38 protein-coding genes are annotated in these 22,964 nt (G+C 61.8%); 37 read left to right on the forward strand and 1 reads right to left on the reverse strand.

The window, feature by feature from the left end; genetic code table 11:
* Positions 1–636 precede the first annotated feature (636 nt).
* The 11 genes from HYT87_12805 (at position 637) to HYT87_12855 (ending at position 7,309) form a co-directional block, all read left to right on the forward strand.
* Complete coding sequence (locus HYT87_12805) at positions 637–1,020, forward strand: hypothetical protein (protein MBI2060642.1); 384 nt, start codon at positions 637–639, stop codon at positions 1,018–1,020.
* Positions 1,021–1,029: 9 nt separating this feature from the next.
* On the forward strand, positions 1,030–1,500 hold the full coding sequence (locus tag HYT87_12810; GenBank protein MBI2060643.1) for a hypothetical protein: 471 nt from the start codon (positions 1,030–1,032) through the stop codon (positions 1,498–1,500).
* A gap of 806 nt (positions 1,501–2,306) precedes the next feature.
* Positions 2,307–2,555: a hypothetical protein gene (locus HYT87_12815; protein MBI2060644.1), complete on the forward strand. Its 249-nt coding sequence runs from the start codon at positions 2,307–2,309 to the stop codon at positions 2,553–2,555.
* A complete protein-coding gene (locus HYT87_12820; GenBank protein ID MBI2060645.1) occupies positions 2,542–2,799 on the forward strand; it encodes a hypothetical protein in 258 nt (85 codons plus the stop codon). The genes HYT87_12815 and HYT87_12820 overlap by 14 nt, the downstream gene beginning before the upstream one ends.
* Positions 2,796–3,392 carry a hypothetical protein gene (locus HYT87_12825; GenBank protein MBI2060646.1) on the forward strand — a complete coding sequence of 199 codons (597 nt, stop codon included), beginning with the start codon at positions 2,796–2,798 and terminating at the stop codon, positions 3,390–3,392. Before HYT87_12820 ends, HYT87_12825 begins: the two co-directional genes overlap by 4 nt.
* Complete coding sequence (locus HYT87_12830; protein MBI2060647.1) at positions 3,370–3,774, forward strand: hypothetical protein; 405 nt, start codon at positions 3,370–3,372, stop codon at positions 3,772–3,774. Before HYT87_12825 ends, HYT87_12830 begins: the two co-directional genes overlap by 23 nt.
* A 116-nt stretch (positions 3,775–3,890) precedes the next feature.
* Positions 3,891–4,589: a hypothetical protein gene (locus tag HYT87_12835; GenBank protein ID MBI2060648.1), complete on the forward strand. Its 699-nt coding sequence runs from the start codon at positions 3,891–3,893 to the stop codon at positions 4,587–4,589.
* 135 nt (positions 4,590–4,724) lie between these two features.
* On the forward strand, positions 4,725–5,099 hold the full coding sequence (locus HYT87_12840; protein MBI2060649.1) for a single-stranded DNA-binding protein: 375 nt from the start codon (positions 4,725–4,727) through the stop codon (positions 5,097–5,099).
* Positions 5,100–5,437: 338 nt separating this feature from the next.
* Positions 5,438–5,782, forward strand: a complete 345-nt coding sequence (locus HYT87_12845) for a hypothetical protein (GenBank protein ID MBI2060650.1) — start codon at positions 5,438–5,440, stop codon at positions 5,780–5,782.
* 16 nt (positions 5,783–5,798) lie between these two features.
* Positions 5,799–6,611, forward strand: a complete 813-nt coding sequence (locus tag HYT87_12850) for a hypothetical protein (GenBank protein MBI2060651.1) — start codon at positions 5,799–5,801, stop codon at positions 6,609–6,611.
* 119 nt (positions 6,612–6,730) lie between these two features.
* The gene (locus HYT87_12855) at positions 6,731–7,309 is read left to right on the forward strand and encodes a hypothetical protein (protein ID MBI2060652.1); all 579 of its coding nucleotides are present in this window, start codon (positions 6,731–6,733) and stop codon (positions 7,307–7,309) included.
* A 305-nt stretch (positions 7,310–7,614) separates the two neighbouring features.
* Here the strand turns inward: HYT87_12855 and HYT87_12860 are convergent, their stop codons facing one another.
* The gene (locus HYT87_12860; protein MBI2060653.1) at positions 7,615–7,920 is read right to left on the reverse strand and encodes a hypothetical protein; all 306 of its coding nucleotides are present in this window, start codon (positions 7,918–7,920) and stop codon (positions 7,615–7,617) included.
* Between the two features lie 319 nt (positions 7,921–8,239).
* Between HYT87_12860 and HYT87_12865 the strand changes: the two genes are divergently transcribed.
* From HYT87_12865 to HYT87_12990, 26 genes are all read left to right on the forward strand, one after another.
* Complete coding sequence (locus tag HYT87_12865; protein ID MBI2060654.1) at positions 8,240–8,572, forward strand: STAS-like domain-containing protein; 333 nt, start codon at positions 8,240–8,242, stop codon at positions 8,570–8,572.
* On the forward strand, positions 8,553–8,897 hold the full coding sequence (locus tag HYT87_12870; GenBank protein MBI2060655.1) for a hypothetical protein: 345 nt from the start codon (positions 8,553–8,555) through the stop codon (positions 8,895–8,897). The genes HYT87_12865 and HYT87_12870 overlap by 20 nt, the downstream gene beginning before the upstream one ends.
* Positions 8,894–9,661, forward strand: coding sequence for a hypothetical protein (locus HYT87_12875; protein MBI2060656.1), 768 nt, complete (start codon positions 8,894–8,896; stop codon positions 9,659–9,661). The genes HYT87_12870 and HYT87_12875 overlap by 4 nt, the downstream gene beginning before the upstream one ends.
* A gap of 63 nt (positions 9,662–9,724) precedes the next feature.
* The gene (locus tag HYT87_12880) at positions 9,725–10,258 is read left to right on the forward strand and encodes a hypothetical protein (protein ID MBI2060657.1); all 534 of its coding nucleotides are present in this window, start codon (positions 9,725–9,727) and stop codon (positions 10,256–10,258) included.
* A 16-nt stretch (positions 10,259–10,274) separates the two neighbouring features.
* Positions 10,275–11,642 carry a PD-(D/E)XK nuclease family protein gene (locus tag HYT87_12885; protein MBI2060658.1) on the forward strand — a complete coding sequence of 456 codons (1,368 nt, stop codon included), beginning with the start codon at positions 10,275–10,277 and terminating at the stop codon, positions 11,640–11,642.
* 1,081 nt (positions 11,643–12,723) lie between these two features.
* Positions 12,724–12,966, forward strand: coding sequence for a hypothetical protein (locus HYT87_12890; protein ID MBI2060659.1), 243 nt, complete (start codon positions 12,724–12,726; stop codon positions 12,964–12,966).
* The gene (locus tag HYT87_12895) at positions 12,942–13,193 is read left to right on the forward strand and encodes a hypothetical protein (protein MBI2060660.1); all 252 of its coding nucleotides are present in this window, start codon (positions 12,942–12,944) and stop codon (positions 13,191–13,193) included. Before HYT87_12890 ends, HYT87_12895 begins: the two co-directional genes overlap by 25 nt.
* The gene (locus tag HYT87_12900; protein ID MBI2060661.1) at positions 13,190–13,453 is read left to right on the forward strand and encodes a hypothetical protein; all 264 of its coding nucleotides are present in this window, start codon (positions 13,190–13,192) and stop codon (positions 13,451–13,453) included. Before HYT87_12895 ends, HYT87_12900 begins: the two co-directional genes overlap by 4 nt.
* Positions 13,454–13,802: 349 nt before the next feature.
* Positions 13,803–14,012 carry a hypothetical protein gene (locus HYT87_12905; GenBank protein MBI2060662.1) on the forward strand — a complete coding sequence of 70 codons (210 nt, stop codon included), beginning with the start codon at positions 13,803–13,805 and terminating at the stop codon, positions 14,010–14,012.
* A 125-nt stretch (positions 14,013–14,137) separates the two neighbouring features.
* Positions 14,138–14,524: a DUF1273 family protein gene (locus HYT87_12910; GenBank protein ID MBI2060663.1), complete on the forward strand. Its 387-nt coding sequence runs from the start codon at positions 14,138–14,140 to the stop codon at positions 14,522–14,524.
* Positions 14,521–15,063 carry a hypothetical protein gene (locus HYT87_12915; protein MBI2060664.1) on the forward strand — a complete coding sequence of 181 codons (543 nt, stop codon included), beginning with the start codon at positions 14,521–14,523 and terminating at the stop codon, positions 15,061–15,063. Before HYT87_12910 ends, HYT87_12915 begins: the two co-directional genes overlap by 4 nt.
* Positions 15,064–15,078: 15 nt before the next feature.
* Positions 15,079–15,342: a hypothetical protein gene (locus HYT87_12920; GenBank protein MBI2060665.1), complete on the forward strand. Its 264-nt coding sequence runs from the start codon at positions 15,079–15,081 to the stop codon at positions 15,340–15,342.
* Entirely contained in the window at positions 15,339–15,752 is a 414-nt protein-coding gene (locus HYT87_12925) for a hypothetical protein (GenBank protein ID MBI2060666.1), read from the forward strand. The genes HYT87_12920 and HYT87_12925 overlap by 4 nt, the downstream gene beginning before the upstream one ends.
* Positions 15,734–16,243 (forward strand): hypothetical protein, encoded by a 510-nt coding sequence (locus tag HYT87_12930; protein MBI2060667.1) that lies wholly within the window; start codon positions 15,734–15,736, stop codon positions 16,241–16,243. The genes HYT87_12925 and HYT87_12930 overlap by 19 nt, the downstream gene beginning before the upstream one ends.
* Positions 16,240–16,491 (forward strand): hypothetical protein, encoded by a 252-nt coding sequence (locus tag HYT87_12935; protein ID MBI2060668.1) that lies wholly within the window; start codon positions 16,240–16,242, stop codon positions 16,489–16,491. The genes HYT87_12930 and HYT87_12935 overlap by 4 nt, the downstream gene beginning before the upstream one ends.
* A complete protein-coding gene (locus HYT87_12940; protein ID MBI2060669.1) occupies positions 16,491–16,916 on the forward strand; it encodes a hypothetical protein in 426 nt (141 codons plus the stop codon). The genes HYT87_12935 and HYT87_12940 overlap by 1 nt, the downstream gene beginning before the upstream one ends.
* Complete coding sequence (locus HYT87_12945; GenBank protein MBI2060670.1) at positions 16,913–17,131, forward strand: hypothetical protein; 219 nt, start codon at positions 16,913–16,915, stop codon at positions 17,129–17,131. Before HYT87_12940 ends, HYT87_12945 begins: the two co-directional genes overlap by 4 nt.
* Before the next feature lie 42 nt (positions 17,132–17,173).
* The gene (locus HYT87_12950; protein MBI2060671.1) at positions 17,174–17,512 is read left to right on the forward strand and encodes a hypothetical protein; all 339 of its coding nucleotides are present in this window, start codon (positions 17,174–17,176) and stop codon (positions 17,510–17,512) included.
* 149 nt (positions 17,513–17,661) lie between these two features.
* Entirely contained in the window at positions 17,662–18,063 is a 402-nt protein-coding gene (locus HYT87_12955; GenBank protein ID MBI2060672.1) for a hypothetical protein, read from the forward strand.
* A gap of 275 nt (positions 18,064–18,338) precedes the next feature.
* The gene (locus HYT87_12960) at positions 18,339–18,767 is read left to right on the forward strand and encodes a hypothetical protein (GenBank protein ID MBI2060673.1); all 429 of its coding nucleotides are present in this window, start codon (positions 18,339–18,341) and stop codon (positions 18,765–18,767) included.
* On the forward strand, positions 18,764–19,126 hold the full coding sequence (locus tag HYT87_12965; GenBank protein MBI2060674.1) for a hypothetical protein: 363 nt from the start codon (positions 18,764–18,766) through the stop codon (positions 19,124–19,126). Before HYT87_12960 ends, HYT87_12965 begins: the two co-directional genes overlap by 4 nt.
* Before the next feature lie 6 nt (positions 19,127–19,132).
* Positions 19,133–20,848: a DNA cytosine methyltransferase gene (locus HYT87_12970; GenBank protein ID MBI2060675.1), complete on the forward strand. Its 1,716-nt coding sequence runs from the start codon at positions 19,133–19,135 to the stop codon at positions 20,846–20,848.
* Between the two features lie 176 nt (positions 20,849–21,024).
* Positions 21,025–21,237, forward strand: a complete 213-nt coding sequence (locus tag HYT87_12975; GenBank protein ID MBI2060676.1) for a DUF433 domain-containing protein — start codon at positions 21,025–21,027, stop codon at positions 21,235–21,237.
* Between the two features lie 36 nt (positions 21,238–21,273).
* Positions 21,274–21,618 (forward strand): DUF5615 family PIN-like protein, encoded by a 345-nt coding sequence (locus HYT87_12980; GenBank protein ID MBI2060677.1) that lies wholly within the window; start codon positions 21,274–21,276, stop codon positions 21,616–21,618.
* 437 nt (positions 21,619–22,055) lie between these two features.
* Positions 22,056–22,595, forward strand: coding sequence for a hypothetical protein (locus HYT87_12985; protein ID MBI2060678.1), 540 nt, complete (start codon positions 22,056–22,058; stop codon positions 22,593–22,595).
* A gap of 39 nt (positions 22,596–22,634) precedes the next feature.
* Positions 22,635–22,964 carry a hypothetical protein gene (locus tag HYT87_12990; GenBank protein ID MBI2060679.1) on the forward strand — a complete coding sequence of 110 codons (330 nt, stop codon included), beginning with the start codon at positions 22,635–22,637 and terminating at the stop codon, positions 22,962–22,964.

The following is a 22,964-nucleotide window of genomic DNA, read 5'->3' on the forward strand; positions in this document are numbered from 1 at the left end:
CAGGCATGGGTCGGGCTGGCTACATGAATGTTGCATGCGTTTCGGGAATTGATACAGGTCCCGGAGGGATTTGTCGCTACCTGCGCTAGTCCCCCGAATTATCTCAGGTCCCGGATGGAATTATCTCAGGTTAGCTCAGATTGGTTTTGTTACCCTGAGATAATTCCGGAATTATCTCAGGTGCCCGAGGGAATTATCTCAGGTTGGCTTTGTTGCGAAGTTTCGGGCGGTTAGTGAATTATCTCAGGGGGGATATTTATCTCATTTGATCGTATTTTTGCCCCGACATTAGGAACAGGGCGCCGCCTTTGGCGGCGCCGAAGAGGGGAAAAGGAACAGAGAAACAGAGGAAAAGAGCGGCAGTTTTGCGCGCGTGAGACTGGGAGGAACAGGGGGGGGAGAGGGGACAGAGGAACAGCTACCCCACCCACTCACCCTTTTGAGGGTGAGGGAGGGGACTAATACCTATACGGCAAGGAGGAGCAATGGGACGGAAGAGATAGGAACACGGGGCGTGGGGCTATCGATGAACGCGGGGGGGACGGACAAGGAGGGGGTGGGCGCGGATCAGGGAGAACATGAAGAAGGGCTTTCCACCTTCAGTGTGAAAGCCCAACAAGGGGAAGGAGGAACGAAATGAGAAAGTACGAGCTCTCGGTTTCCGAGGACCGTTACGGGGATCAGCACTGCATTGGCTTGGTTATTCGCAACCGGGTGAACCACCAGCTGGTGGTGATATCCGGTTCTCGGCGAAAGCGAGGTGACCTGTGGATCTCGGTGAGTGCGTCGCCCGCGTCGCTTCTTGCGGTGAAGACGGCGTCAAGTCTGGAGACGTCGAAGAATGGGTACGAGGAGGGGATGTGCCGGTTCGAGTTCAGGGGGACGGTGGATCCACGGGCGAAGAAGTTTCGCCATGCGGTGCTGTTTGTGGCGCGGAAGCTTCTCGGTCTTGAGGGGGTTCAGCCAAGTGTCCGGAGTGGGCGGATGGTGACGGCGGAGCCGGCGCTGCGCGCCGCCTAAGGGGTTTGGATGTCGAGGCGTCCTGTTTTGTATCTCGACATCGATGGGGTGATCCTGACCGAGGAGAAGGGTGGTGACGAACGTATCAGGCCCGGTGTCGCGGAGTTCCTGACGTGGGCGACGGCGCACATGGAGGTCATTCTGCTGACGTGCTGGCAGGAGAAGGAGATCCGCGGGAAGCTTGCGCCGCGTCTTGAGGCTTTGGGTGTTTCGACGGGCGACATTGGGGTGGCGCCGTGGGGTGTGTTGAAGACGGATGCCATGGATTTCTCGCGGACGTGGTTCAGGGTTGACGACCACGTAGAGCCAGCGGAGTGGACCGTTGTTGAGGGACACGGCGCGGCAGACCGGATGATCGTGGTGGATGCCACGGACGACGAGCAGCTGGCGCGTGCGTTCGACAGGGTGCGCGTGGGCGTGGAAATTGAAGTGCGTGGCGGCGTGGAAGGACACGCGAGAACTGCTGTAGCCCTTGGCTAGGTGTGAGCAGTCCCGAGATCTGAAACCGAGGGGAGCCGGTATCAAGGCCGGTCCGCGCATGAGGGTTTGGAGCGGGTGGCCGCGTGGAAGGACATGCTGAGGCCTCCAACGAGGTCGAAACCCCGCTAAGCCCGAGGGTAAGCGCCTGTGAAAGTATCGGGCACTGAACAATGGACGAACCCGTATCAAGCCGGGTCCAGCCGCTCCATAAATTACATCGAGCCTTCATTCCTCCTGGAAAGTGAATCCCACCCACCGCGCGAATGCCGGGGGCGCGTCTGCCGAGAGGTGGATGCGTCCCCGAGGCATTCCTTGGGAGACGGGTAGGGCGGTGAAGGAGGAGGCCTGTTCGAAGGCCGTGCACTGCCGAAAGTCTAACGAGAGAAGGACGGTCATGACCAAGGGGCATTGAAGCGTGTCCGCGCGTCCCCTGGGAGTCACCAGCGCGCAAGGTGAGACGATCGCGATAGGGTTTTCGGACCCCGATTGTTTCCCAGCTTCGAGAATCACGACGGTCTGCTACGCCTCGATTGGGACGAAGGGGTCGAGGTGGGGCAGGCCGATTCGTTTCATGTTTGGGGTCCGCTTCGGGGGGGCCAACTGCTTTCACTGGAGGGTGCGTCATGCGGAGAAGTTGGTTGTTCCGTTTCTTGCGCCGGCAGTGGGCGCGCGTGGAATGGCTGGTGATCGGCGTGGAAGTGTGGATGTTGGCCCGACCGATGGAAAGGAGACGTCATGTGCACGTGTGGACACGAGCGGGGCGAGCACAGCCCGCTTGAGGGCTGGTGCTGGGTGATGGGGTGTCCATGCGGCGTCTTTCTGTCGATGTGGGCCGGAGTGGAGTGGGCGTGATGGGAGCGAGGGTTGAGCGATACGACGGGAGCCGGTTCTGGGCCGTGTATGACGCGGCGGGAGAGCTCGTATGCGTGACCGTGTACAAGAAGGGGGCGCTGGAGGTGGCGCGGCGGCTGGGGAGCCCCGAAATGGTCGGGGGGCAGGGGCGGGTTCCAAGCGTGGGCGGTGAACTGGAGGAGGTGAACAATGGCGGACATTGAGGATGCATCAGCTGAGATGGGGAGTGCGCTCAGTTCGCTGTGTCAAGCCCTGTCGAACTGGGAGAAGGCCACCGGGACAAGGTCGGTGGTCGTACTGCGTGCGCAGGGGGGGCGCACCCTGCGTCTCTTGGATGGAAAGGCGGTCAACCTGAAGACGATCAGCGATGAGGAGCTGTTTGAGTTGGTTCAGCCGCGAGGATCATCGACCGGTGACCGAACGGGATCGCAGGAGGGCGCTGAATGATTGAAGTTGTTGGCGACCTGTTCGACCAGGAGGCGGACGCCATCTGTCTGACGACCAACGGGTTTGTGAAGGCGAACGGCGAAGCGGTGATGGGGCGCGGCTGCGCCAAGCAGGCGGCGGATCTCTGGCCGGAACTGCCAGGGATGCTGGGTTCGCGCATTCAGAAGGAGGGGGTGCGGGTTACGCTCCTATCTGAGCAGGTTGTAGGCACGCCTGGAGGCGTGCTGGGCAGGTTCCGGACGCCGTACCACGTCGTGGCATTTCCCGTGAAGCCTGACCGGTGGATGAGCACAGGTTCGAATGTCGTGAGCCACCTGCGTAGTCGCTTCCATCGGGGAGCGATGGTGCCGGGGTGGGCACTCAAGGCGCTGCCGAGTCTGATCGATCAATCGGCAAAGCAGCTCCGAAGCCTCACGGAGGTGATGGGGTGGCGGCGGGTGGTGTTGCCGAGACCCGGTTGCGGAGCAGGGGAACTCGGGTGGGAGGAAGTTCGACAGATTCTCAACCGACACCTGGATGATCGGTTCGAGTCGATTACGTTCGGTGGCAACGGGAGAAACGGGAAGTCAGATGGCGCAGCGGCTGTACTGTGACGGGAGCTGCCTCGGGAATCCGGGTGGACCGATGGGGATCGGGATCGTTGTGGTCGACAGGCGCCCTTCCCGGCTCTCCGAGATATCGGAGTCCTACCCGGAGGGAACGAACAACCTGGCGGAGCTTCTGGCGCTGCACAAAGCAGCGGAAATCGCGCCTCGCGGGTCCGAGATTTACACCGACTCCGACTGGGCGCGGGGCGTTGTCACACTGGCATGGAAGGTGAAATCACACGCGGGTCTCGTCAGCGAGACCCGGCGGCTGGTCATGGAGAAACAGCTCGTGGTGAAGCGTGTACCCGGGCACAGCGGAAATACGTTCAACGATCGCGCGGACTTCCTCGCGCGGGAGGCCGCGGAGTCGCAAAAGAGGGCGGCGTAGACAGGAGCAATGAGTCCTGAGCAATGAGCAATGAGTTTCGGAGAGGAAGGAATGGGTCTCTTCACTCGTTGCCCGTTGCTCGGCACTCGTTGCTTTCTCATAAGGAGGAGTAAGCGATGGAGGCACTGGCGCGTGACTTGGTGCGGTTGACCGTCGGAGTCGCGGCGGAAGCGGCCGCGGTATCGGTGGTCGGACTCAGGTTCGCGCGGACGAAGCTGTCCGAGCGGGCGAGGCGTAGCAAGGAGGCCGGGTCGGCCATCCTGGCCGCTTCCGGCACCGCTTCCGCGTCCTGCGGGCGGAAGGCGGGGCTTCCGGCCGTGCGAGCGTCGGGGGCATCCGCGATGGACGCCGAGGGAAAGTGGCGCCGGATCGAAAGTGAGGCCCGAGCAGGCAGGCGCGGCGAACGTGCCGATCCGCGCCGGACAACGAGTGCGGGGAACGAGTGGGAACGCAAAACGGAGGTTACGCTGATGAAAGTCGCATGTGCGATTCTGTTGGAGGTCTTCCTATTGGCGTCCGTGGTGTGGATGTACAACGCGACCATGCCGGAGTACGGACAGACGGGGGCTATCGTGGCGTGCAGCGTGCACGGGCTCCTTGTTGTGCCGTCAACGACGCTGGCCATCATATGGCTGGTGCGCGAGCGGGGGCGGCGCCCGGGGGGAGGCGGCGGGCGTCGGGGTCCGAGGACCGAGCCGTCCCTTTCGCTCCGCTCCAGGGACGACGAGATGAAAAACCATGGGAGCCTTGCGTCGAGGCCGGAGCGGGCGGCGGGCGACAATGTCCTTGCGTTCGAACGACTGACCGGAACGTAGGCCGAAGACGACGAGGACCTCGGGCGCGAGAAGCGAGCGCACGAGCGCGGTAAAGCTTCAAACAAGTCAGTCGGCTGCATGGCGGCCGATGAACAGACCGACGAACATCGGAGAAAGGAGGTGATGTCTATGTTGATGGTATCGGGTACTGGGAGACTCACGGCGAAGCCGGAGCTTCGTTACAGCGGGGCGGGCAAGGCCGTCGCGACGTTTCGCGTCGCGGTGAACGAGCTGATTCCCGGCAAGAAGGACCCCGTCGCGAGCTTTTTCAACGTGGTCAGTTTCGGCAAAGCGGCCGAGCGACACGCCGAAAAGATCGAGAAGGGCCAACTGGTCGAGGTGCACGGGCGTCTGCGTGAGAACCGGTACGTGAAGGACGGGCAGAAGCGCAGCCGAGTCGAGATCGTGGCGCTAAGCGTCATGCGTCTCTCGAAAAACGGCAACGGCAATGGCAACGGCCACACGGCCGAGCCGCCCACGGAACAGGATCTTCCGGTCGAGCCGGAGTAGTCGCAGAAGGTAGGGGGTCTCTCGATAAGGGACCCCCCCTTCCGCTTCCAGCCTTCGCAGCCGCTGCTTCGGCGGAGTAGGCCCGCTCCAGGGACGATCCCCTTCGCTCCGCTTCGGCCCCCTCCGGGGACGGTGATTGGAAGGGCATGGGGATCGGCACCGGGACGACGACAGGAATCGATATGGGATCTTCGCGTCGCGAGATGAAATGTCATGGGGTCCTTGCATCGCCCGCCGGCGCCACCGACAGGGAGGCGGAGCCAAGCCAGATGCAAAGCAGCCGGTCCGGCAGGTAGGGGACATGGCTGTGACCGGCAAGGAAATCAAGGGAGGAGACCATGGGAGTACATGCGGACATCATCGTGATTGGTCCGTTCATCCACCTGAAAAAGGAGGGTGCTCTGGTCTACGGCCCGGAGCGGTACAAGGATGTGCCGGAGAACGCGCTCGTTATCGGGGCGGTTGCCGTAGCGGCGACATCGGAAGAATCCAGGCTCCTGGCCAGGATCTCGAATGTTGAGCCGTGGGACTTGGGGAACCATCGGGTGCTGCACCCGAGTGCGCCGCAAGCTGGGGAGCAGCATGAGGCGATCGGAGACGATGAGGCGCGGGTCGTCTACCACAGAATTCGGCGACTGGCCGGCAACCCGAAAACGGTGATGTGGTTCCGGCCGAGCGGGTAGAGAGGAGGATCACGCAATGCTGACGCTCAAGGGCTACGGTGACTGGCTCTGTGATCGCGCATGGCTCGTGACCCAGGGAAGGCCCACTTTGCGGGGTGCCGTCGATCGAATGGTCGTGCTCAACCGGCACGCGCGGAGATCCTGGGCGCTTCATGCGGGCCTCATCTACGAGCTCAAGCGCGACCTCATTGAACTTCTCTACCTGCAGGGTCATGCGACGTCCGTAGGGATGGATCGCCAGACGCTGAAATGTCGCCGATGCGGCGGGTCAGGCAAGTACTTCCATGAGAGCCCGTCGAACCGGAACTGCTCGACACCAGCCATATCAACAGAGTGTCCGGGGTGCAGGTGCTGGAATTGCAGGGGCGGGATCTACGCGGAGCACCTCCTGTATCGCTTTGTATTTCGCGTGGACGGTATGACGGTGGTGTGGCACCAACCCGTGAACCTTGTCCGGTTCCAAGTGAAGGTCACGGATCATGGGGTGAACGCCTATGAAGCGGGTCCCGAGAATATGGGGGCGCGGGCCATAGACGTGAGACGGGGGCTGCTGATCGTGGAAAAGTTTCTGTACCGTGCCTGCGGGGCAAAGCGCGGACGCGTGGTGGCGGCGGTATACGAGAGAGGCCGGCCGGTATGGGAGCGGCTGGAGTCATGGGTCTGGGGCATCAAGGAAAGAATTTATCGCCTCTCAGTTTCCATCGGCAGGCGCATGGGAGGGTGGGGGAGAGATACAGCCCAGGATCCCACCACCTGCCACCAGGTCAAAGACCTGCCTTCCGGTCCGCCTGAGGCGGACAGGTGGTGGGATGATGAGATCCCCTTCTAGGGCTGGGGGAGCCTACTCCGCAGAAGCATCCGCTTCTGCTGCGAAGGTTGGAACGTGTAGGGGCATCAAGCGGTCAAATCGATGGTCGCCCAGAAAATTACAGTGAAGGAGGTCGCATTATGTTGACAGGAACAGTGCTCGCCGTCGAGGGCCAGGTGACGGCGGGAAGCGTGAAACAGCAGGACATCCTGCTCCGAGACGAAAAGGGGACCAAACGCCGGCTCCGGCTCGTGGGTACGAAGGCGTTCGGGAAGACACTGGAAGGCCAAACCATCAAGGCCGACGGGTTCAAGGTGGTGGAGGGCCGGATCCTGATGGGTCCGGGCGGAAAACTGACCCTGATCCACGGCGGGAAGGACAGCGTCGGGGCAAGCGCCAAGCCGGAGCAGCCGAAGGCTCCCGAGGCGCCGCGGCGATCCCCGCTGGAAAAGGCGTTCGAAGTGATGGACACCTGCACCGAAGAGGCCCGAAAACTCCTCGGGGAGATGCAGGTCACCACGGGGACGCTCGTATCCATGGGGATCACGATGGCGATCTACGCGTTCAAACACCGATCGAGCGGGAGGACCGCACAGGAGCTCATGAAGGAATCCCTCGACAGGGCCAAGACCCTCGCCGCGAAGTACTCCCTGTGCGATGATGACGTCGTGAAGCTTGCGGACAGCGCCTTCGTGACGGTTACGAGAAATCCCGGGTAGGACGGGACTCGGGAAGAGACTCGTCCGGAGTGCGGGGACGCACGCCGGGGTCAGTCACATTTTGTGTTCGGTCCCATGGAAGGGGCCGGGCACGCCCCGCACCAATCCTTGCGACCATCCATTCTTGGGCGAGGTGTGCAGCCGACCAGGCGGCTCTATGCTCTGCGAAGCGCTACGCATAGCAGAGTCGCCTTCCCACTGTCCGCTTGGGAAAGGTATTCGTCGGGATTGGTGCGGGGCACGCACCTTCCAAACGTGAGCCGGCGTCCCGTGGGAACCACTTCCTGTGGGACCGGTCGCAGGTTCTAGCCGGCGCGCTGGATGCGGCGAATCAGCATGAAAGCCCGGGCGATACAGATCAGATGCCAGGCCTGAAGGTACGAGGTCACTCCGTACACCACGAGCCAGGAAGCGAAGGGGAGATGGAGCGCCTTGCCGAAATAAAGCTTTGCGCCGAGGCCGGCGACGACGATGCAAAAGAGCGCCAGCATAGAGGAGAGAAGGTCGCCACCACGCGCGAGGACCAGTCGGCGGTCGGCGCGGGCGAGACGGGGCGGGACTCCCCACATCTGGAAGCCTGAGAGGATCAGCCGGTCGATCTGTTTACGCATGCCGAAAGTATACACCTTGGACGACGAGTCCGGCTTCCAAGCCTGGAAAAGGGCCTGTCCAGTGGCACGCGGGATACGCGATTCCCCCGCGTGAATCCCTCCCCCAGGGGAAAGGGAAAGGACGAGAGTCAGCCGCGCAGAAGATCACTCAATCCGTTGCACTCAAAGGGTCACGTGAACGGCACAGGGAAGCATAGGACCGGCTCGAAAGGCGCACGTCTCACACTAAGCGGTGCAGAAGCCGAGGGACGTGGAGCGGTGGGAAGAAGGAGGACAAGTGGCTGAAAAGGTGAGTTCCGAAACGGAGGAGCCGGTACGCGTGAGGATTTACGACCTCGTGCAGGGACCCCTGTGCGTGTCGGCCCGAGACGGAGACCGGGTGTGCGATCGAATCATTCCCCTGCTTCGTCAGGGCCGGAAAGTCGTGCTCTCGTTCGATCAGATCGAAACGGTCATCGCGGCGTTCCTCAATGCGGCGATCGGCCGACTCTATGGAGAGTTCCAGGGAGAGGACATCCGCAAGCTGCTCTCGGTCGAAGAGATGCAACCGGAGGACCTCCAGACGCTGAAACTCGTCGTGGAGAACGCGAAGGCCTACTTCAAGCAGCGTGGGGCGTCAGCGGAGGCCGGGGATGTGCGTCTGCGGTCATGAGCGGCATGAGCACGGACGGGAGGACCTGGTCTGCATGATCTGCCAGCCGGGAGAATGCGACGGCTACCGTCCGGACATGAGCCTGTACCCGGATCGGGGCGATCTCATCGAGAAGATGGCGACGGGGGGAATACAGGATGGCGGTCAGGCGGGGAGGAGAACACTCTATCTGTTGCAGCCAAAAGGTCACGCAAACGGGATGGGCCTGCCCGCGCCGTTGCGGCAGGCGGGGGAGGACCAGACCGCCTGGGAAGGCGCACGTCTGACACTAAGCGCTCCAGAAGCAGGGCGGCCCGGTCGTGTCCTGATTACACGGAAAACGTGAAGCATATTGTCAGCTTTTCCGGTGGCGTCGGATCGTGGGCGGCGGCAAAGCGAGTTGCGGTGCAGTATGGGACGAAGGACCTTACCCTTCTGTTCGCTGACGTACTCATGGAGGACGAGGACCTTTACCGTTTCATTGCTGAGGCCGCCGGAAATGTCGGGGGCACACTCATCCGCTTGACGGAAGGTCGCGATCCATGGACGGTATTCTTCGATCAGCGTTTTCTGGGGAATAGCCGTGTAGATCCGTGTTCGAAGATTCTCAAGCGCAGAATGTTGGACAGGTGGCGCGATGCCCATGTCAACCCGGCGGAGGACATCTGCTACATCGGCATCGACTGGTCGGAGGCTCATCGCCTGGACAGATTGCGCAAACGCTGTGCGCCGTTTCGGTATGAAGCACCCCTGTGTGAGGCACCGTATTTGACCAAAACGCAGATGCTGGACCTCTTGAAAATCGAAGGCATCAAACCGCCCCGGCTTTATGAGATGGGTTTTCCCCATAATAATTGCGGTGGGTTTTGCGTCAAGGCGGGTCAGGCGCAATTCCGGCGCCTCTTGACAGTGCTGCCGGAACGCTACGCTTTCCACGAGAAGCGCGAGCAGGAGATCAGAGCCTTTCTGCAGAAGAACGTGTCTATTCTCAGGGATCGACGCGGCGGAAAGTCCGAGCCGCTGACACTGAAGGATTTCCGGGAACGAGTCGAGCGAGACGCAGAAGTCGGCGACGCATTCGAGTCGGGCGGATTCGGGTGTGTGGGATGAAATGCCATTTTGAGATTCGAACAGGACCGAGCGGCCCGGAGCGGTCGCCAAGAAGGAGGACCAGTGGCTGAAAAGGTGCTGACCAAAGGGGAGCTCGCAGCCGTGATCCCATTTGAAGAAATGGACAGCGCATTCACCGTCTTCAAGACCATGGATGAAAAGGGTCTCTTCGGGGTACCGGTCATTTTCGACCAGGACGAACAGCGGCTGAGTATCTACCGGGCCACGGCGGAAGCACCCGACGCCGGCTCAAGGGGAACGGGCTTGGCATCCCCGGCCAAGCCGGTCGGCAGCTACCTGGCCAAGATCTCCACGCGGGATATCGTCGAAAAGGTCCGCCGGCGAATGGAGGAGGGCGGGCATTTCGTGTTCGATGTCCCGATCGGGGAACTCGGCCGGTGCATGGACGGGTTCGCTTTCCTGATGCCGAAAGAGGGCCGCTACTTCCGGTTCGGAATCCGGCCGATGGACATGGAGTTCCACGTCGTCGGGGTCCAGGGCCAGGAAATCCAGCCGAGCGATCGGTCCTGGTGGCAGGACGTGTCCAGCGACCCCTTCGGAAAGCTTGACCACCTGCGCCGGCCGAAGGCGGCGTAGGAAGAGGGGGGATCGGATGCCGTCCCCTCCGCTTCGCTCCACGGACGACGACATGAAGAATCATAGGGTCCTTGCGTCGCGCCGGGCGTTCATCCCACCACCTGCAACAGGCGCGGATGCGCCTCGTTCCGAGGCGGTTGCAGGTGGTGGGATCATTCGCGGGAGCAACAGCCGGCTCGAACGGTACGATGACTGCCCGAGCTGGTTCAAGATGCAGTACCTGGACAAGATCCCGGCGCCCACAGTGACCCCGCTCGTCGTCGGCATCGAGTTCCACGCGTTCGCGGAGACCTACGTCAGGCACTGCATTGAAGCGGGCGTGGAATCGGACTTCGATTGGGGAACGGCCAAGGCCCTCGAGTTCGGCAGGAACCTCCACGAGGATGAAGCGGAGGACGCAGCCCGGATCATCGGGCGATTCATCCGGGACTACCGGGTCGAAAACCCGGCGGACCACGTCGGCGTGGAGCTGGGAGCAGCCTTCGACCGGGACTGGTGCGAGGTGCCGTGGGACGACCGGCGAAAGGTGTACTTCCGATTCAGACTGGACCACGTCCTTTGGGAACGGACGGTGGGGGGCGACGAGATGGAGGGGGAAGACAGCGGAAGCCGAACGCTTGTGATCGAAGATTTCAAAAGCGACCGGGTCATCGAACGCCATCAGACGGTCGGGAGTTCCAAACAGCTGAAGAGGTACGCGCTGGCCGCGGCGCTCATGTGGCCGGAGAGCATCGGCCCGGAAATCCGGGTCCGGCTCTTCTACGCGCGGTTCGGGGCGCGGCGCCAGGCCGTGATCCCGGCGGCCGAGCTCCCCTCCATCCGCGATGAAATCGACGCCCGCATGGCGGAGATCCAGGCCGAGCGCAAATGGGAGCCCAAGGCGGGAGCCCACTGCGCGTTCTGCTCGTACCCGACGCGGTGCAAACTCTTCGGCGAAATCTGGGGGTGGGGACCGCTCGCCCTCGGGACGAGGGGGGACGCGGAAGACGCCGCGAGGCAGCTCATGTTCATCCGAGGACTCGAAAAATCCTACACGGAGCGGCTGAGGGCCTGGGCCGGCGCCAACGGAGACATGGACCTCGGAGACGGGTCGCATCTGGGGCTCGTTCCGATCAACAAGGTGGTCCTCAATGAAAGCGACAAGGTGGTCGAGGTCCTGAAAGGCCTCGGCGTCGGCGAAGAAGGCTGCCGGAAGGCCCTCAAGAGCACGCAGGCCGGGATCGAAGCGGCCCTCCGAACCCTCGGCCGGGGCAAGGCAAAGGATCTCCTGCCGGAGGTCCTGGAAAAGGCCGGGACGAAAGATACGCAGATCCGGTTCCAACGGTACAAGGATCCGGAGGCCGAGGCGAAGGCGGCAGCTGCCGCGGAGGGGGAGGCCGCATGATCCCACCACCTGAAACCGACCCGGAACGGGTCCGCCGCAGGCGGATTCCGCGCCCCTTTCAAGTGGTGGGATGACGGGGGGTCATTTCGGCCCACGCGCGTAGCCACGCCGGCGCGTCAGGGAACTGCATCCATTGCAGTAAACGGGTCAGACGCACGAAAGGGCCCTTCGGCAAGCTCAGGACCTCATAAGGCCCTGAGTCAATCGAAGGGTGAAGCGATGACACAGGTGAAATTGCAAATCAGGAGTCTCCAGTAGATTCACGGCGGCGGGCGGCGTGTCAGCGCCGGGGTATTGACGACGGTCCCTTCGGGGGCGCCCGTGAGCGCGTTCTGAACAGCGCGATTGGAATGGAGCCGGGTGGGGAATCCGGCCCCGCCGCGTGAATCTGCTTGGCGGTGTGGTTGACGGGCAGGGGACGGGGTGATAAGTTATGAACATGGATACTGCATCGCTGGCAATGAGTGTATTCTTTCTGATCGTGCTCGGCTTCTGCGGCTTTGCGGTCGTTATGGGCCGCCAGTACGAGCGCCAGCAGAAGCAGCGGCTTCAGTAGTCGTCAGGCCGCAAATTCTCGTTCGCGCTTCCCCCTCCCGGTCTTGTTCTCCTCGGACGCCTCAGATTGAAAGGGCAACGCTCGTAAAATGAGGGTACGCGACACCAAGGTACAGCACCCATTTGGTGAAGAGGAGACTCAGTGCCCTTCCTGTCGTCAGAGGCCTGAAATTGTCTCGTGCGGAACGGTCGTGCTTGCCGAGTCAGGCAAGACGGTGTGGACGGCGTTTTATGAATGTCCGTCCGGGCACCGGTGGACACCGCACATGGTGATCATCCAGCTGGAGAGTGGCCGTAAGCCGCGCGGGGACGTGAGCGAAACAGGTTGCCTGAGGCTGGATTGGTATCAGCGACCAGATGGGCGCTGGAACGCCGATTGTCAGTGTGGATCGACACTCGCGGGATTTCTGCTGGATTCGCGGGCCGGGGCCGAGAAGGATCACATGACAGACATGGAGAAAGAGCGGGAAAACCGTCCCCATGATCATCCTGCTTGCGGTCGGACCAAGGCGACGAAAAGGAGAACATGACCCCTGACCAACTGAAGGCCATCCGAGTGAAAGCGATGCGGCATGAGCCCGTTCAAGAAAAGGACGTCATCGCGCTCTGCGACGCCCTTGAATCGGCGTGGCTAGAGCGGGATAAACTCATCGAGGAAGAGACCGAAGGGAATGACCGGCCGATCGAGGAGCTGCTTGATGCCTTGCTGAGATGCGACCGGCCGGAGGATCGGGCGGCTCTTGGATGTCGCCTGCCGTTAAGGGCCTGATGGACCAGCACGAAATTCAACGTCATGTGTGCATCCGACCCGACGGCGTGATCGAGTACCAGTCGATTCTTGATCGCGGGACATGGACGGAAGACGAGAAGGACCGAATCCTCACGCTGGTGGAGGATTACATCATGAACGATGAGGGTGCCGAGACCATAGACTGGCCTGGGGTGTGGCGGGAATACGAGAGCGGGGCCTGTGGCGCAAATGGAGGAAATACATGAAGCAACACAAGGCGGTAAAGGTGCTGAGTCTGCTGCTCAAGGGGCGCAGCGTCGAGAGCGGTGGACGTACGTGGGCGATGGGCGAGGACCACAGCCTGGGAGTCATCGGCAAAGACATGACCACCGGAGAGGAATGCGTCCTGCGGGTCGATCTCAACATCAGGGGATTCGTTGAGCTATGCGAAACGATTCCGGACGACAAGCTATTTGTCATGGGGGCCGAGCAGGTTCTGACGGAGCTTCATGCAGGCCGGAGGTAAACCTGGGGCCGCCCGGAGCACACGACCTGGAGGGGGAAGAAAGGACGGCGGGGAAAGGGTGGTTCTATGCCGTTACCATCCAAGGCGCAAGGCGGTGAAACGCGCTATCAGGTGGGTGGAGACGAGTTCGGTGCATGCCTACCCGATGGATCTGGGTCCAAGATGCCGTGAATGCGTGAGCCGAGCGGAGAGAGAGAAGCCGTGGCTCGTTATCGACTATCGCCATCTGAAGGAGCCAATGCCAAGGGCCTACTGATCACGGTCAGGAGGGGGACCTGGTGAGGACGGGATGGCGCGGCCGAGCGAGGCCGTGGGAAAGCACCATACAAGTACTACGAAAGGAGAACCCATGGGTTCCTGGGAAGAGACGGGGAAAGACATCGGAAGGGAGGCCGTGCGGGGAGCGGGAGTCTTCGTGACGGTGAACGTGCCGGCCCTCCTGGGAAAGCTATTCAAGAGACTGGGACGGAAAGTGGAAGGGCGAGAGCCCGTACGAGGAAAGCCCCCAGCCCCGGCCGACCCAAGGCCTCCGGGAGGAGAGCCACGCTTCCTGGCGTAGACCGAGAAAGGAATTCACTGGTCGTCTGCACGATCAGTGTACCCGCGAGGGAGTCGGGAGGGTTCGATCGGGAGTCCGCGGTTCGGAGGGGCATTCGTTCACAGATGGCCCAAACCATGGTCTCGATGACCATCTCGAAGGGGATCACGGGATTGGGACTCGGCCCGGAAACCGATTTTGCGGAGCTGTGCATGGAGATGAAGGTCCCGTTCGTCGCGGCCATCGCTTACGATGGATGGGAGAGAGACTGGCCGGAAGAATCGCGCAAGCACTACTGGGACCTCCTGGAGAAAGCGGAGGACGTGGTCTTCGTCTGCGGGCGAGGCTACGGACCGTGGAAGATCCCCCAACGAAATAAGTGGATCATCGGGCAGGCGGAAGCTCTGATCGCCGTCTGGAATGAAAGAGCCGGACTCGTGGGGGAGTGTGTGAAAGCCGCGGTGGGAAATGGGCTGCGGGTGAAAATCATCGATCCAAGATGGTACGGCCGCGAGGGCCAACAAGCGGCATGATCCCCCCACATGAATCCGACGCGAAAAATGGGGCCGGCTCGGCCGTTTCAGGTGGTGCGATCAACGGGGGTGAAGCTTCCCGGGACGCGCGCCGCCCGGTTCTGTATGAGCTGTTGGTGGAAGTCGAGTCACGCCTGTCGTCGGTCTTCAGACGGCGAGGATACCTGAAGCCGGAGGACTGCGCGCAGAAGGCGGCCGGGGTCCTCGTGCTGATAGCGCAGTACGGAGCGGGGGATGCGCTGGGGGGATCGCTCTTAATGCGGTTCAATCCGAGCAACATCCCGACACTTTGGGTCTGGCTCCGGGGAAGAAAACAAGGACTTGTGAAAGACGTGCCTCAATCCATCGATGGGATGCTCAAGTGTCTTCGCTGGAGAACCGGCGACATGGAGGTGGACTATGTGATCGAGGAACTGGAAAAACTTTCAGCCTCAGGCGGGACGTACAAGGTGTTCGAGACCGAGGGCTGGGGGCCACTGACGGAGTATCTGCGAGAACACATTCTCGGGGCATTCAGCTGGGATGAACCGCTGTTGTGAGACGCGAAGGCTCGCGTGGCGATCAAGACAGAAGGAGCGGAGGCGATGATCCTGGAGTTCTCACAAAATGGGTACATCCGCAGAGAGTTTGAAATCACGGACACGCCCTCCGCACGGGAGCTGGTGAACACCCTGAACCACAAGACCCTGGGGCGGGGCGGGTGGTACTGGCGTTCCTATCGACATTCGCCGTGGGATGGATCGAGTGAATGGACCATGAGAGACATCGCGGGTTGCGTCAGGAAAGAGGCCCCTCGGGGCGACAGGAGGTTCGATTGAGCACCACGGAGTCCAAGACACCAGAGACGGGCGCGGACAAGGAAGCCATGCAACACCAGTGCGAGAATTGCGATCGATTGCTGTCGGACAGGCAGGTGGTCCCTCCCGTTGGGATCCGGGACTATTTCGACCGGGTTTCACCGGGCGAGATCTCCCCGTCCGGCGAGTGCATGGCGTGCGGGGCGCTCACCCATCTCACGGAGCCGGTCGGCCCCGTAAAGACTCTGGTGGATGCCGCACGGTGGGCGGAGGACCGCCTGGCCTCGCTGGTTGACTCGACGTCGCCCGAGAACTACGCGAGCGATTCAGAAGCGTATGAGAATGATGTGAAGGCTCTTGGCAAGCTGCGATGCGCGCTCCGGCAGTTCGAGAAACAGACAGGGGACACCCCATGCCCACCATCGTCCTAAGGACTACGTCCACCGACGAACACTTCAACGGCGACTGCGACTACGGCGCGGTTGAAATGGCCACACCCCTCGTGACCCTGTGCCTGCGCAGGATCGGGAGGCTCCGCAAAGCCAAGAAGGGTGATCCCGATCTGTTCGAAATGTACTATTGGGATCAGAGCGTCGTGTTCTTCTCGTGGAGCGATGACCTTATTGAACGCGAGGACACAGAGTTTGAGGACGAGGTGGACAGGGTGCTGGCGGATCAGGGAGTGTACGTGTCGAGGACCCGCATCCAGATCCCGGAGCAGCACATCCAGCGGGTCGAGTGCGTGCAGATGGTGGTACGCGATGACGCGGTGGCGTGGACGGCCATCCCGAAACACTCGGACGTGTACGTTACGACCCACGAAATCAGCGTGCAGCAGCTCCGCGAGATGGCGGCCGCAGGGGGGAGCGTGGCCGAGGCCCAGGGGCGAAGTTCGGGCACGGCCGCGGCGGAGGTGCGATGAAGCTCGTATTCGCGGATCGAGACTCGAAGCTCTGGAACGAGGCGTGGGCCTCCCTGGGGGCCACGTCGGAACCGAACCCGGAATCGGGGGAGGACTGGCAGTACATGGGGACAGCCGAAGCGGAAGACGGACATTGGTACCATGAGTTTCGGCACCGTGACCATCCCGTGACGGGGACGAGGGAGTATCGGCGATATCGCTCGTTCTATCCGGAGTTGGCGGCAAGCCTCACGCCGGTGGGGGCGTGATGTCGACGAAAGCCGCGCCCCTGGTCCTACCGGATCCGCTGTTTACCCGAGAGCCTTGGAAGATTCGCCGAAGCGAGGCGGGTGGGTTCTACTGCCAGGGGGATCTCAACAGCGGGTCAGTCGAGATGGTCTTCCACACCGGGGACATCCGCCAGGCAGACGCGCGCCTGATTGAAGCTGCCCCGAAACTCTACCGGGCGTGCGTGCTGGCCCTCGAGGTCATCCGCCGCGAGCGACTGGAGGGCTACAACGGCGAAGACGAATTCGTGGATCCGGATGGCGTTCTCGGAATCGGCGATGTGCTCAAGGGAGCGATTGGCTCGGTGCATCGATCAAACCATAGCGGGGACACCACGGAGGTGACGCAACAACGGACCCTTGAGAGACCGGGATTCGGATTCGATAAGGAACGGCGGGAACGATGAACAAGGCGGCGAACCTTCGCGAGCGACTGCGAAGATACGAAGACGAACTGGCGCGAAGTCGGGCGCAGTGGCGGTGGGGGGAGACGCGACGGTTTCAGTCCAGCAGCAGAAAGCTCGCGCGAAGGGCGTGGCTCATCGACCACATTTCGTGCATCAAGGTGGAACTTCGCCGCCTGGAAAAAGAACCTGAGGGCCCGGAACAGATCGGCCGCTGAGGATAGCGGCCGGCAGAGCCAGGTCGCGGGGCGCAAAGAGTGATGGACAAGTCCGATCCTGCAAGGGAAACGCTTCCCGAAGTGATCACGGATACGCAAGGCCGCACGGTCGCAAGCCGGATCCAGACCCCATTCGGCGAAGCCTGGGTCACCAAAGACCGCGGAACGGCGCTCAAGGCCGGTCTCGTAGGAACGGACAAGAAGACACAGCTCCCCGTATATTACATTTCAGACGATGAGGCTTTGTTCGTGAAAGACCTGAGCGAAGCCGGCAGGGCGAAGTACCACCTGTTCAAGACGATTTTCGATTCCCCCGCCGGGGCAGGCGATCCTCAACCCCTGAACACGCAGTCAGGCCCACCCAAAGAGCCCAAGAAGTAGATCATTCAATCCCCCCTGGGGAAGAAGAACAAGCCGCATCGAGAACGGAGAAGCCGACCTTGATTGATATGGATCAAGAGTCGCCGACCGAACATATGCGCTGCCAAGCCCCGAAGAACTTCAACGGACCACCACGAAACGAGGAAGCAATGAACGACCAAGAGGCATCCGCGAGCGAGGTATTCGGCCCGGTCATCTGCTCATATACTAGGGCGCAGGCGTTGGAAGACGGCGTCCTTGTGGACGTGAGCGAAACCGCGAAAGAAGCCGGGATCCGATACCCCGTAGCTCTCACGCGAGCCGTCTGGGGAAAGTATGTGGAAATCCCACCCGGTGTGACGGGCCAGGACGAAAAGGGAAGACTGTGGGACGTCCTATGGATGCTGCGGTGGCAGATGCGGCGAGCCAATGGATCGACATGTCTTTTCAAGCTTCATGTCCGTAGCGACAACAGGGAGGTCACACCCCCGCTCGTCACGCTCAAAGCGATCTGCAGTCCAGGCGATACGCCCGAACCCGTCATCACGATCATGCTGCCGAACGAAGACTAGCTCCGCCGGCAGGATGCCGAAGCGGTGCCGGCGGCGCCCCGTCCCCATGGGAATTCATCTCGCCGTCCCCGGAGCGGAGCGAAGGGGGAAGCGGCCAGGCCGTGGTCCATGCCGCGCCGTCCTGGGCGCGGCGACATTGCACGGCCCCGTACCTTCCCTGGCACGGGGATGGCCGACCCGGCCCACCGGCAGGAAATCGGTGCATTGGAAGTCAAACGAACAAGAAAGGAACGGATGACGATGGCAGCAAACCGCGAAAACAAGGGAGTTACGCGATGAAGACAGCGGCGAGAAGGCTGGGGACGGTGCTCGTCGGGCTCCTTTCCTGGACATGGACGGAGATTCGGACCTGGCAATTCAGGCGTTGCGCCTTTCGGCTCGACCGGTTCATGGCGGGCGGACCTCTTCGGCTGGACATGGCGGAGTGGAAGCAGTTCGAGGCGGCGCAAGAAGGGGTCCGGGGACTCGTCAGCGAAATGAGTGCCATGGGCCTCCAAGGCCTGAAGGAACGGGCCATGATCCGACGGGCGACGCGCAAACACATAATGAAAATCAAGCCGAACGTTCCCCTGGGCGTACGGATCGAGTGTCTTTGGACGGGGCTGCGCGCAAAGGCGAGCTCGTGGTGGCGGAACGTCCTGGAAGAGGGTGAACAGTGGAGAAGGGGAAAGCAATGGGATCAACCAAACGTCCAGGAAGAGTGAAGCGGATTCAGGCCCGCTCGAAAGCCGGCAGCCGGCGGCGACGGCACCAGTGCGAGAACTGCGGACGCCGGCTGACGGACGCGGGGATCATTCCTCTGCGTGAAATGTCCGGACTTACGGAGCGGCTCTCCGCCGGGGAAATCGTGCCTTCAGGGGAGTGCCGGAGGTGCGGAGCCGTAACGCACCTGGTGGAGAGCCCGATCAACGACCTTGTTAAGGCCGCCCGCGAGGGTCTTTACCACCTGGAAGGTGTTTACGACACCACGTCCGATGAAGACTACGGGGGGCGATCGCAAGTGCGCCAGAGCGACCTCCGGACGATTCAAATGCTGCGCCGGGCGCTGGGACATTTCGCGTAGCAGGATATGGCGAAGGAGCGGGTCATTTACGCCGCGGACCTCTTCTGCGGCGCCGGCGGGACCTCGACGGGTCTGGCGCTGGCCTGCCGTCAGCTCGGCGTGGAGATCGACCTCCTGGCGATCAATCACTGGGACACGGCCATCGAAACCCACCGGACGAATCATCCATGGGCCAGGCACCTCCACTCACGACTCCAGGACGTCGACCCCAAGAAAGTCGTCCCCAGCGGGCGACTCCATCTCCTGGTCGCCAGTCCCGAGTGCACGCACCACAGCCGGGCCAGAGGCGGCCGGCCGGTCAACGACCAGCTGCGCGCGTCCGGGTGGCTCGTCCTCAAGTGGCTTCAGGAACTCTATGTCGAGAACGTCCTCATCGAGAACGTCACGGAGTTCAGGGAATGGGGGCCGCTGGGCGCGGATGGACGGCCCCTCAAGGGCCAGAAAGGAGAGACCTACCGGGCTTTCCTGAACGCCATCCGGTCGCTCGGATATCGGGTCGAAGAAGGGGTGCTCAATGCCGCCGATTATGGAGATGCGACGACGCGGGAGCGGCTGTTCATCCTGGGGCGGCGTCCGGCACACAAACGGATCGAGTGGCCGGTCCCCACGCACTCGCGAGAAAAGACAAAAGGGCTCTTCGGGACGCTGAAGCCCTGGCGTCCGGCGAAGGACATCATCGACTGGTCCCTACCGGGGGAGTCGATTTTCAGGCGGAAAAGACCGCTGTCGGCGAAGACCCTGGCGCGCATTGAAGCCGGACTCAGGAAATTCGGCGGGAAGGCGGCGGAGCCTTTCCTCGTGCTCCTGCGGGGAACGAGCAAGACACGCAGCGTGAAGCTGCCCTTGCCGACGATCACGGCCGGAGGCGGACACGTAGGTGTTGTTCAGCCCTTCCTGCTGGCCATCGATCACCACGGTGGAAACGGCCAACAGGTGAGAGACGTAAAGGATCCGGTTGCCGCGATCACCACCAAAGCGCGCATCGCGCTGTGCGAGCCGTTCATTCTGTCGCACCGGACGTTCAAGAACGAGGCGGTGGATTCGATCCATCGGCCGCTACGAACGCTCGTCGGCACGGGCCGGGACATCAAGGTGGTACAGCCTTTTGTGATCTCGGCGGGAGGTCCTGAAGGACAGGGACGGAAGCCGAAGAGCGTCGGAGAGCCTCTCAGCACCGTTCTCACGGAAAACCGATCCAGCCTTCGCAGCCGCTACGGCGGAGTAGGCAGGGCGCTCGTCCAGCCCTTCATCGTTGAAGTCGGGCACGGCGGAGCCGATAGCCACCGGGCCCACTCGGCCGAGGCCCCACTGGGGACGGTCACCGCAGTAAACCACTACGGGGTGGTGGATCCCCATCTGATCAAATTCTACAAGGACGCGAAAACGCAGAACCAGCCGGTGACACGACCACTCGACACGATTACCACACGGGACCGGTTCGGACTCGTCCATCCCCTCCTTGGGGAGGGCAAGGATGGAACGCGCTACGCGATCGACATCCTGTTCCGGATGCTGAGGCCGGGCGAACTTGCGGCGGCCATGGGATTCGGCAGGGACTACCGATTCAGCGGCACCCAGAGCGCCCAGGTGCGGCAGATCGGCAACGCGGTACCGGTGAAACTGGCCATGAACCTTTGCCTCTCGCTCCTCAGCGAGGTCGCCGCGCGAATGGAAGCCGGCGGGAAAGAGACGAAAGAACAAGATGCGAAACAGGCAGCGTGATTCGGATCGAAATGAACCGGACACGAGAGAGACGAGCGCGTGCGAGCGCCTGCCGTGCAACATGCGGCCCATCCGTGGGCCTCTTCCTCTCACGGTACTGCGCCATCCTTGGCTGGTGCCCACTGGCGCGCCTTGCCGGGCATGGTAAAATGAGCTTCGTGACTGCTTCGGAGACCATGACGAGAATCGCTCGGGACCCGCACATCTGCGGTGGCTCACCTTGCGTCAAGGGTACCCGCATCCCCGTGTCTGTGATCCTCTCACACTTGGCGGCAGGAGAGAGTTTGGATGAACTCCTTGGCGGATTTCAGGGTTTGACCCGTGAGGACGTTTACGCCTGCCTGGCCTACGCCGCCATGAGCCTTTCCGATCAGCAGGCCACGCCTTGACGCCCGCCTGCCGGCGGATCATGTGCCACCTCCCACGTGAAGTTCTTCGTTGACGAAAACGTCTCACGAGATGCCGTTGAGGTCCTGCGTTTTTTCGGTCATGACGTCACCTATGTGAATGAGACGGCCGACCGGGGCCGCCCTGACACTTGGGTGTTTGAGAGGGCCCAGAAGGAGGGAAGGCTGATCGTGACTCGAGACCGTGCTCTGGCGGGAAAGTGCAAGAGTGGATCAACCGGCGGCATCTTGATTGCCGAGGGCAATCTGACTCGCGAGGAGGAAGCCCGTTTGGTTCGGAAATATCTTTCTGTCTCCGACCCTGGGCACATTCGAGGCAAACTGGTCGTTCTCGTACCGGGAAAAGCTCCAGAGTATCTGTAGGATCAACGGGGCCGATTGCCCCGGCCGGCGCAAGCTCTTCAATCTCTGACGGGGCGCTTCACGTCCCTGGTTTCCCCTTTTGTCTCCATGATTCCGGCGTCCCGTTCGGAGGTGAACGGGACGCCGGAAGATGAACCTTTGCCTATCGCTCCTCACCGAGGTCGCCGTGCGGATGACGGGCGAAGAGGGAGACCCAGGCCACGACGGGGCTCGCCTCGCCGCGTAGGTAGACCCGGAGCGGAAATGTCAGGTGGCGCGTAGGGCTGGCTCGGGCTCGTGATCCCACCACCTGAAACCGGCCCAGAGGGCCGAGAAGACCTAACCGCCTTCGGCGGTGTTTCAGGTGGTGGGATGATGCCGATGAACGACGGAGCATTTCCTGAAACGGAGGGATGATGGAAACAGGAACCAGGGCAAGACGGGAAGGCGACTCGTGGGTGATTCGAAGGAACGGCGAAATGGCCGGGGTGCTGCCGGGAGGGTCTTCCGAACAACACATCCTATTTTGCATGAAGCTCGCGGGAAGCGGGCGTCCCATCATCCAGGAGAGTCATCCGGCGGAAACCCTGGCCGAATTGCGGGAGCGGACGGGATACGGGTTCTGTTCCGGGCCGAACTACTGGTTCGGGATGGCCCTGGAGAGGGGCGAGTGGGACGAGTACGGCGATTTCGCGCGTTGCCTGGAATCCGGCCGCAGTTACCTCTACGGGAATAGCGTGTCGCCCGAAGCGATGGCCAGGAAGAAAACGGCGCTCACGCGAGAGTTCGCGCTGGCGGCGCGTTTCTGTTTCGACCATCCGGACGTTGAACTGTCGCTTGAAATCCGAAGCGGGCGCTCGGGCAACATCGTGAGGGATTATCGGATCCGGCGGCGCGGCGAATACGTCGAAATCGAGCTCCCGCACCATGACGCCGGGGGCGAGCGGGGCTGGATCACGCGCGACTGCAAATACAGGCATCTCGTCAACGTGGACTGAAACCGAAACGAAATGCGCATGAATTCCAAAGGAGGCGTTATGCCGGACGTACTGACCGAGGAAGAAAAGGCCGTGGCCCGTGTTGGCAAAAAGCTCGAAGCCATCAAATTGTTTCGGGCGCGCACGGGAAGCAATTTGACCATCGCAAAAGAAGCCGTAGAAGTGTTCCAGCGCGAACACGGATACGCCGAACCGGGCGGGGAATACGTCCGAAGGTTCGGAACTTTCAATTGTCGCTTCGAGGATGAAATCAACGCCGAAATTGAGGCCGGGTCGAAATTCCTGGGAGTCCATTCGATTCAAGTCCAAAAGATCGGCGGAACGGATACGGAACTGCTGGTGCATTTTCAACGACCTTGCGGCCGATAG

The sequence above is a fragment of the Nitrospirota bacterium genome (genome assembly GCA_016180645.1).
Classification (GTDB): Bacteria; JACPQY01; JACPQY01; order JACPQY01; family JACPQY01; genus JACPAV01.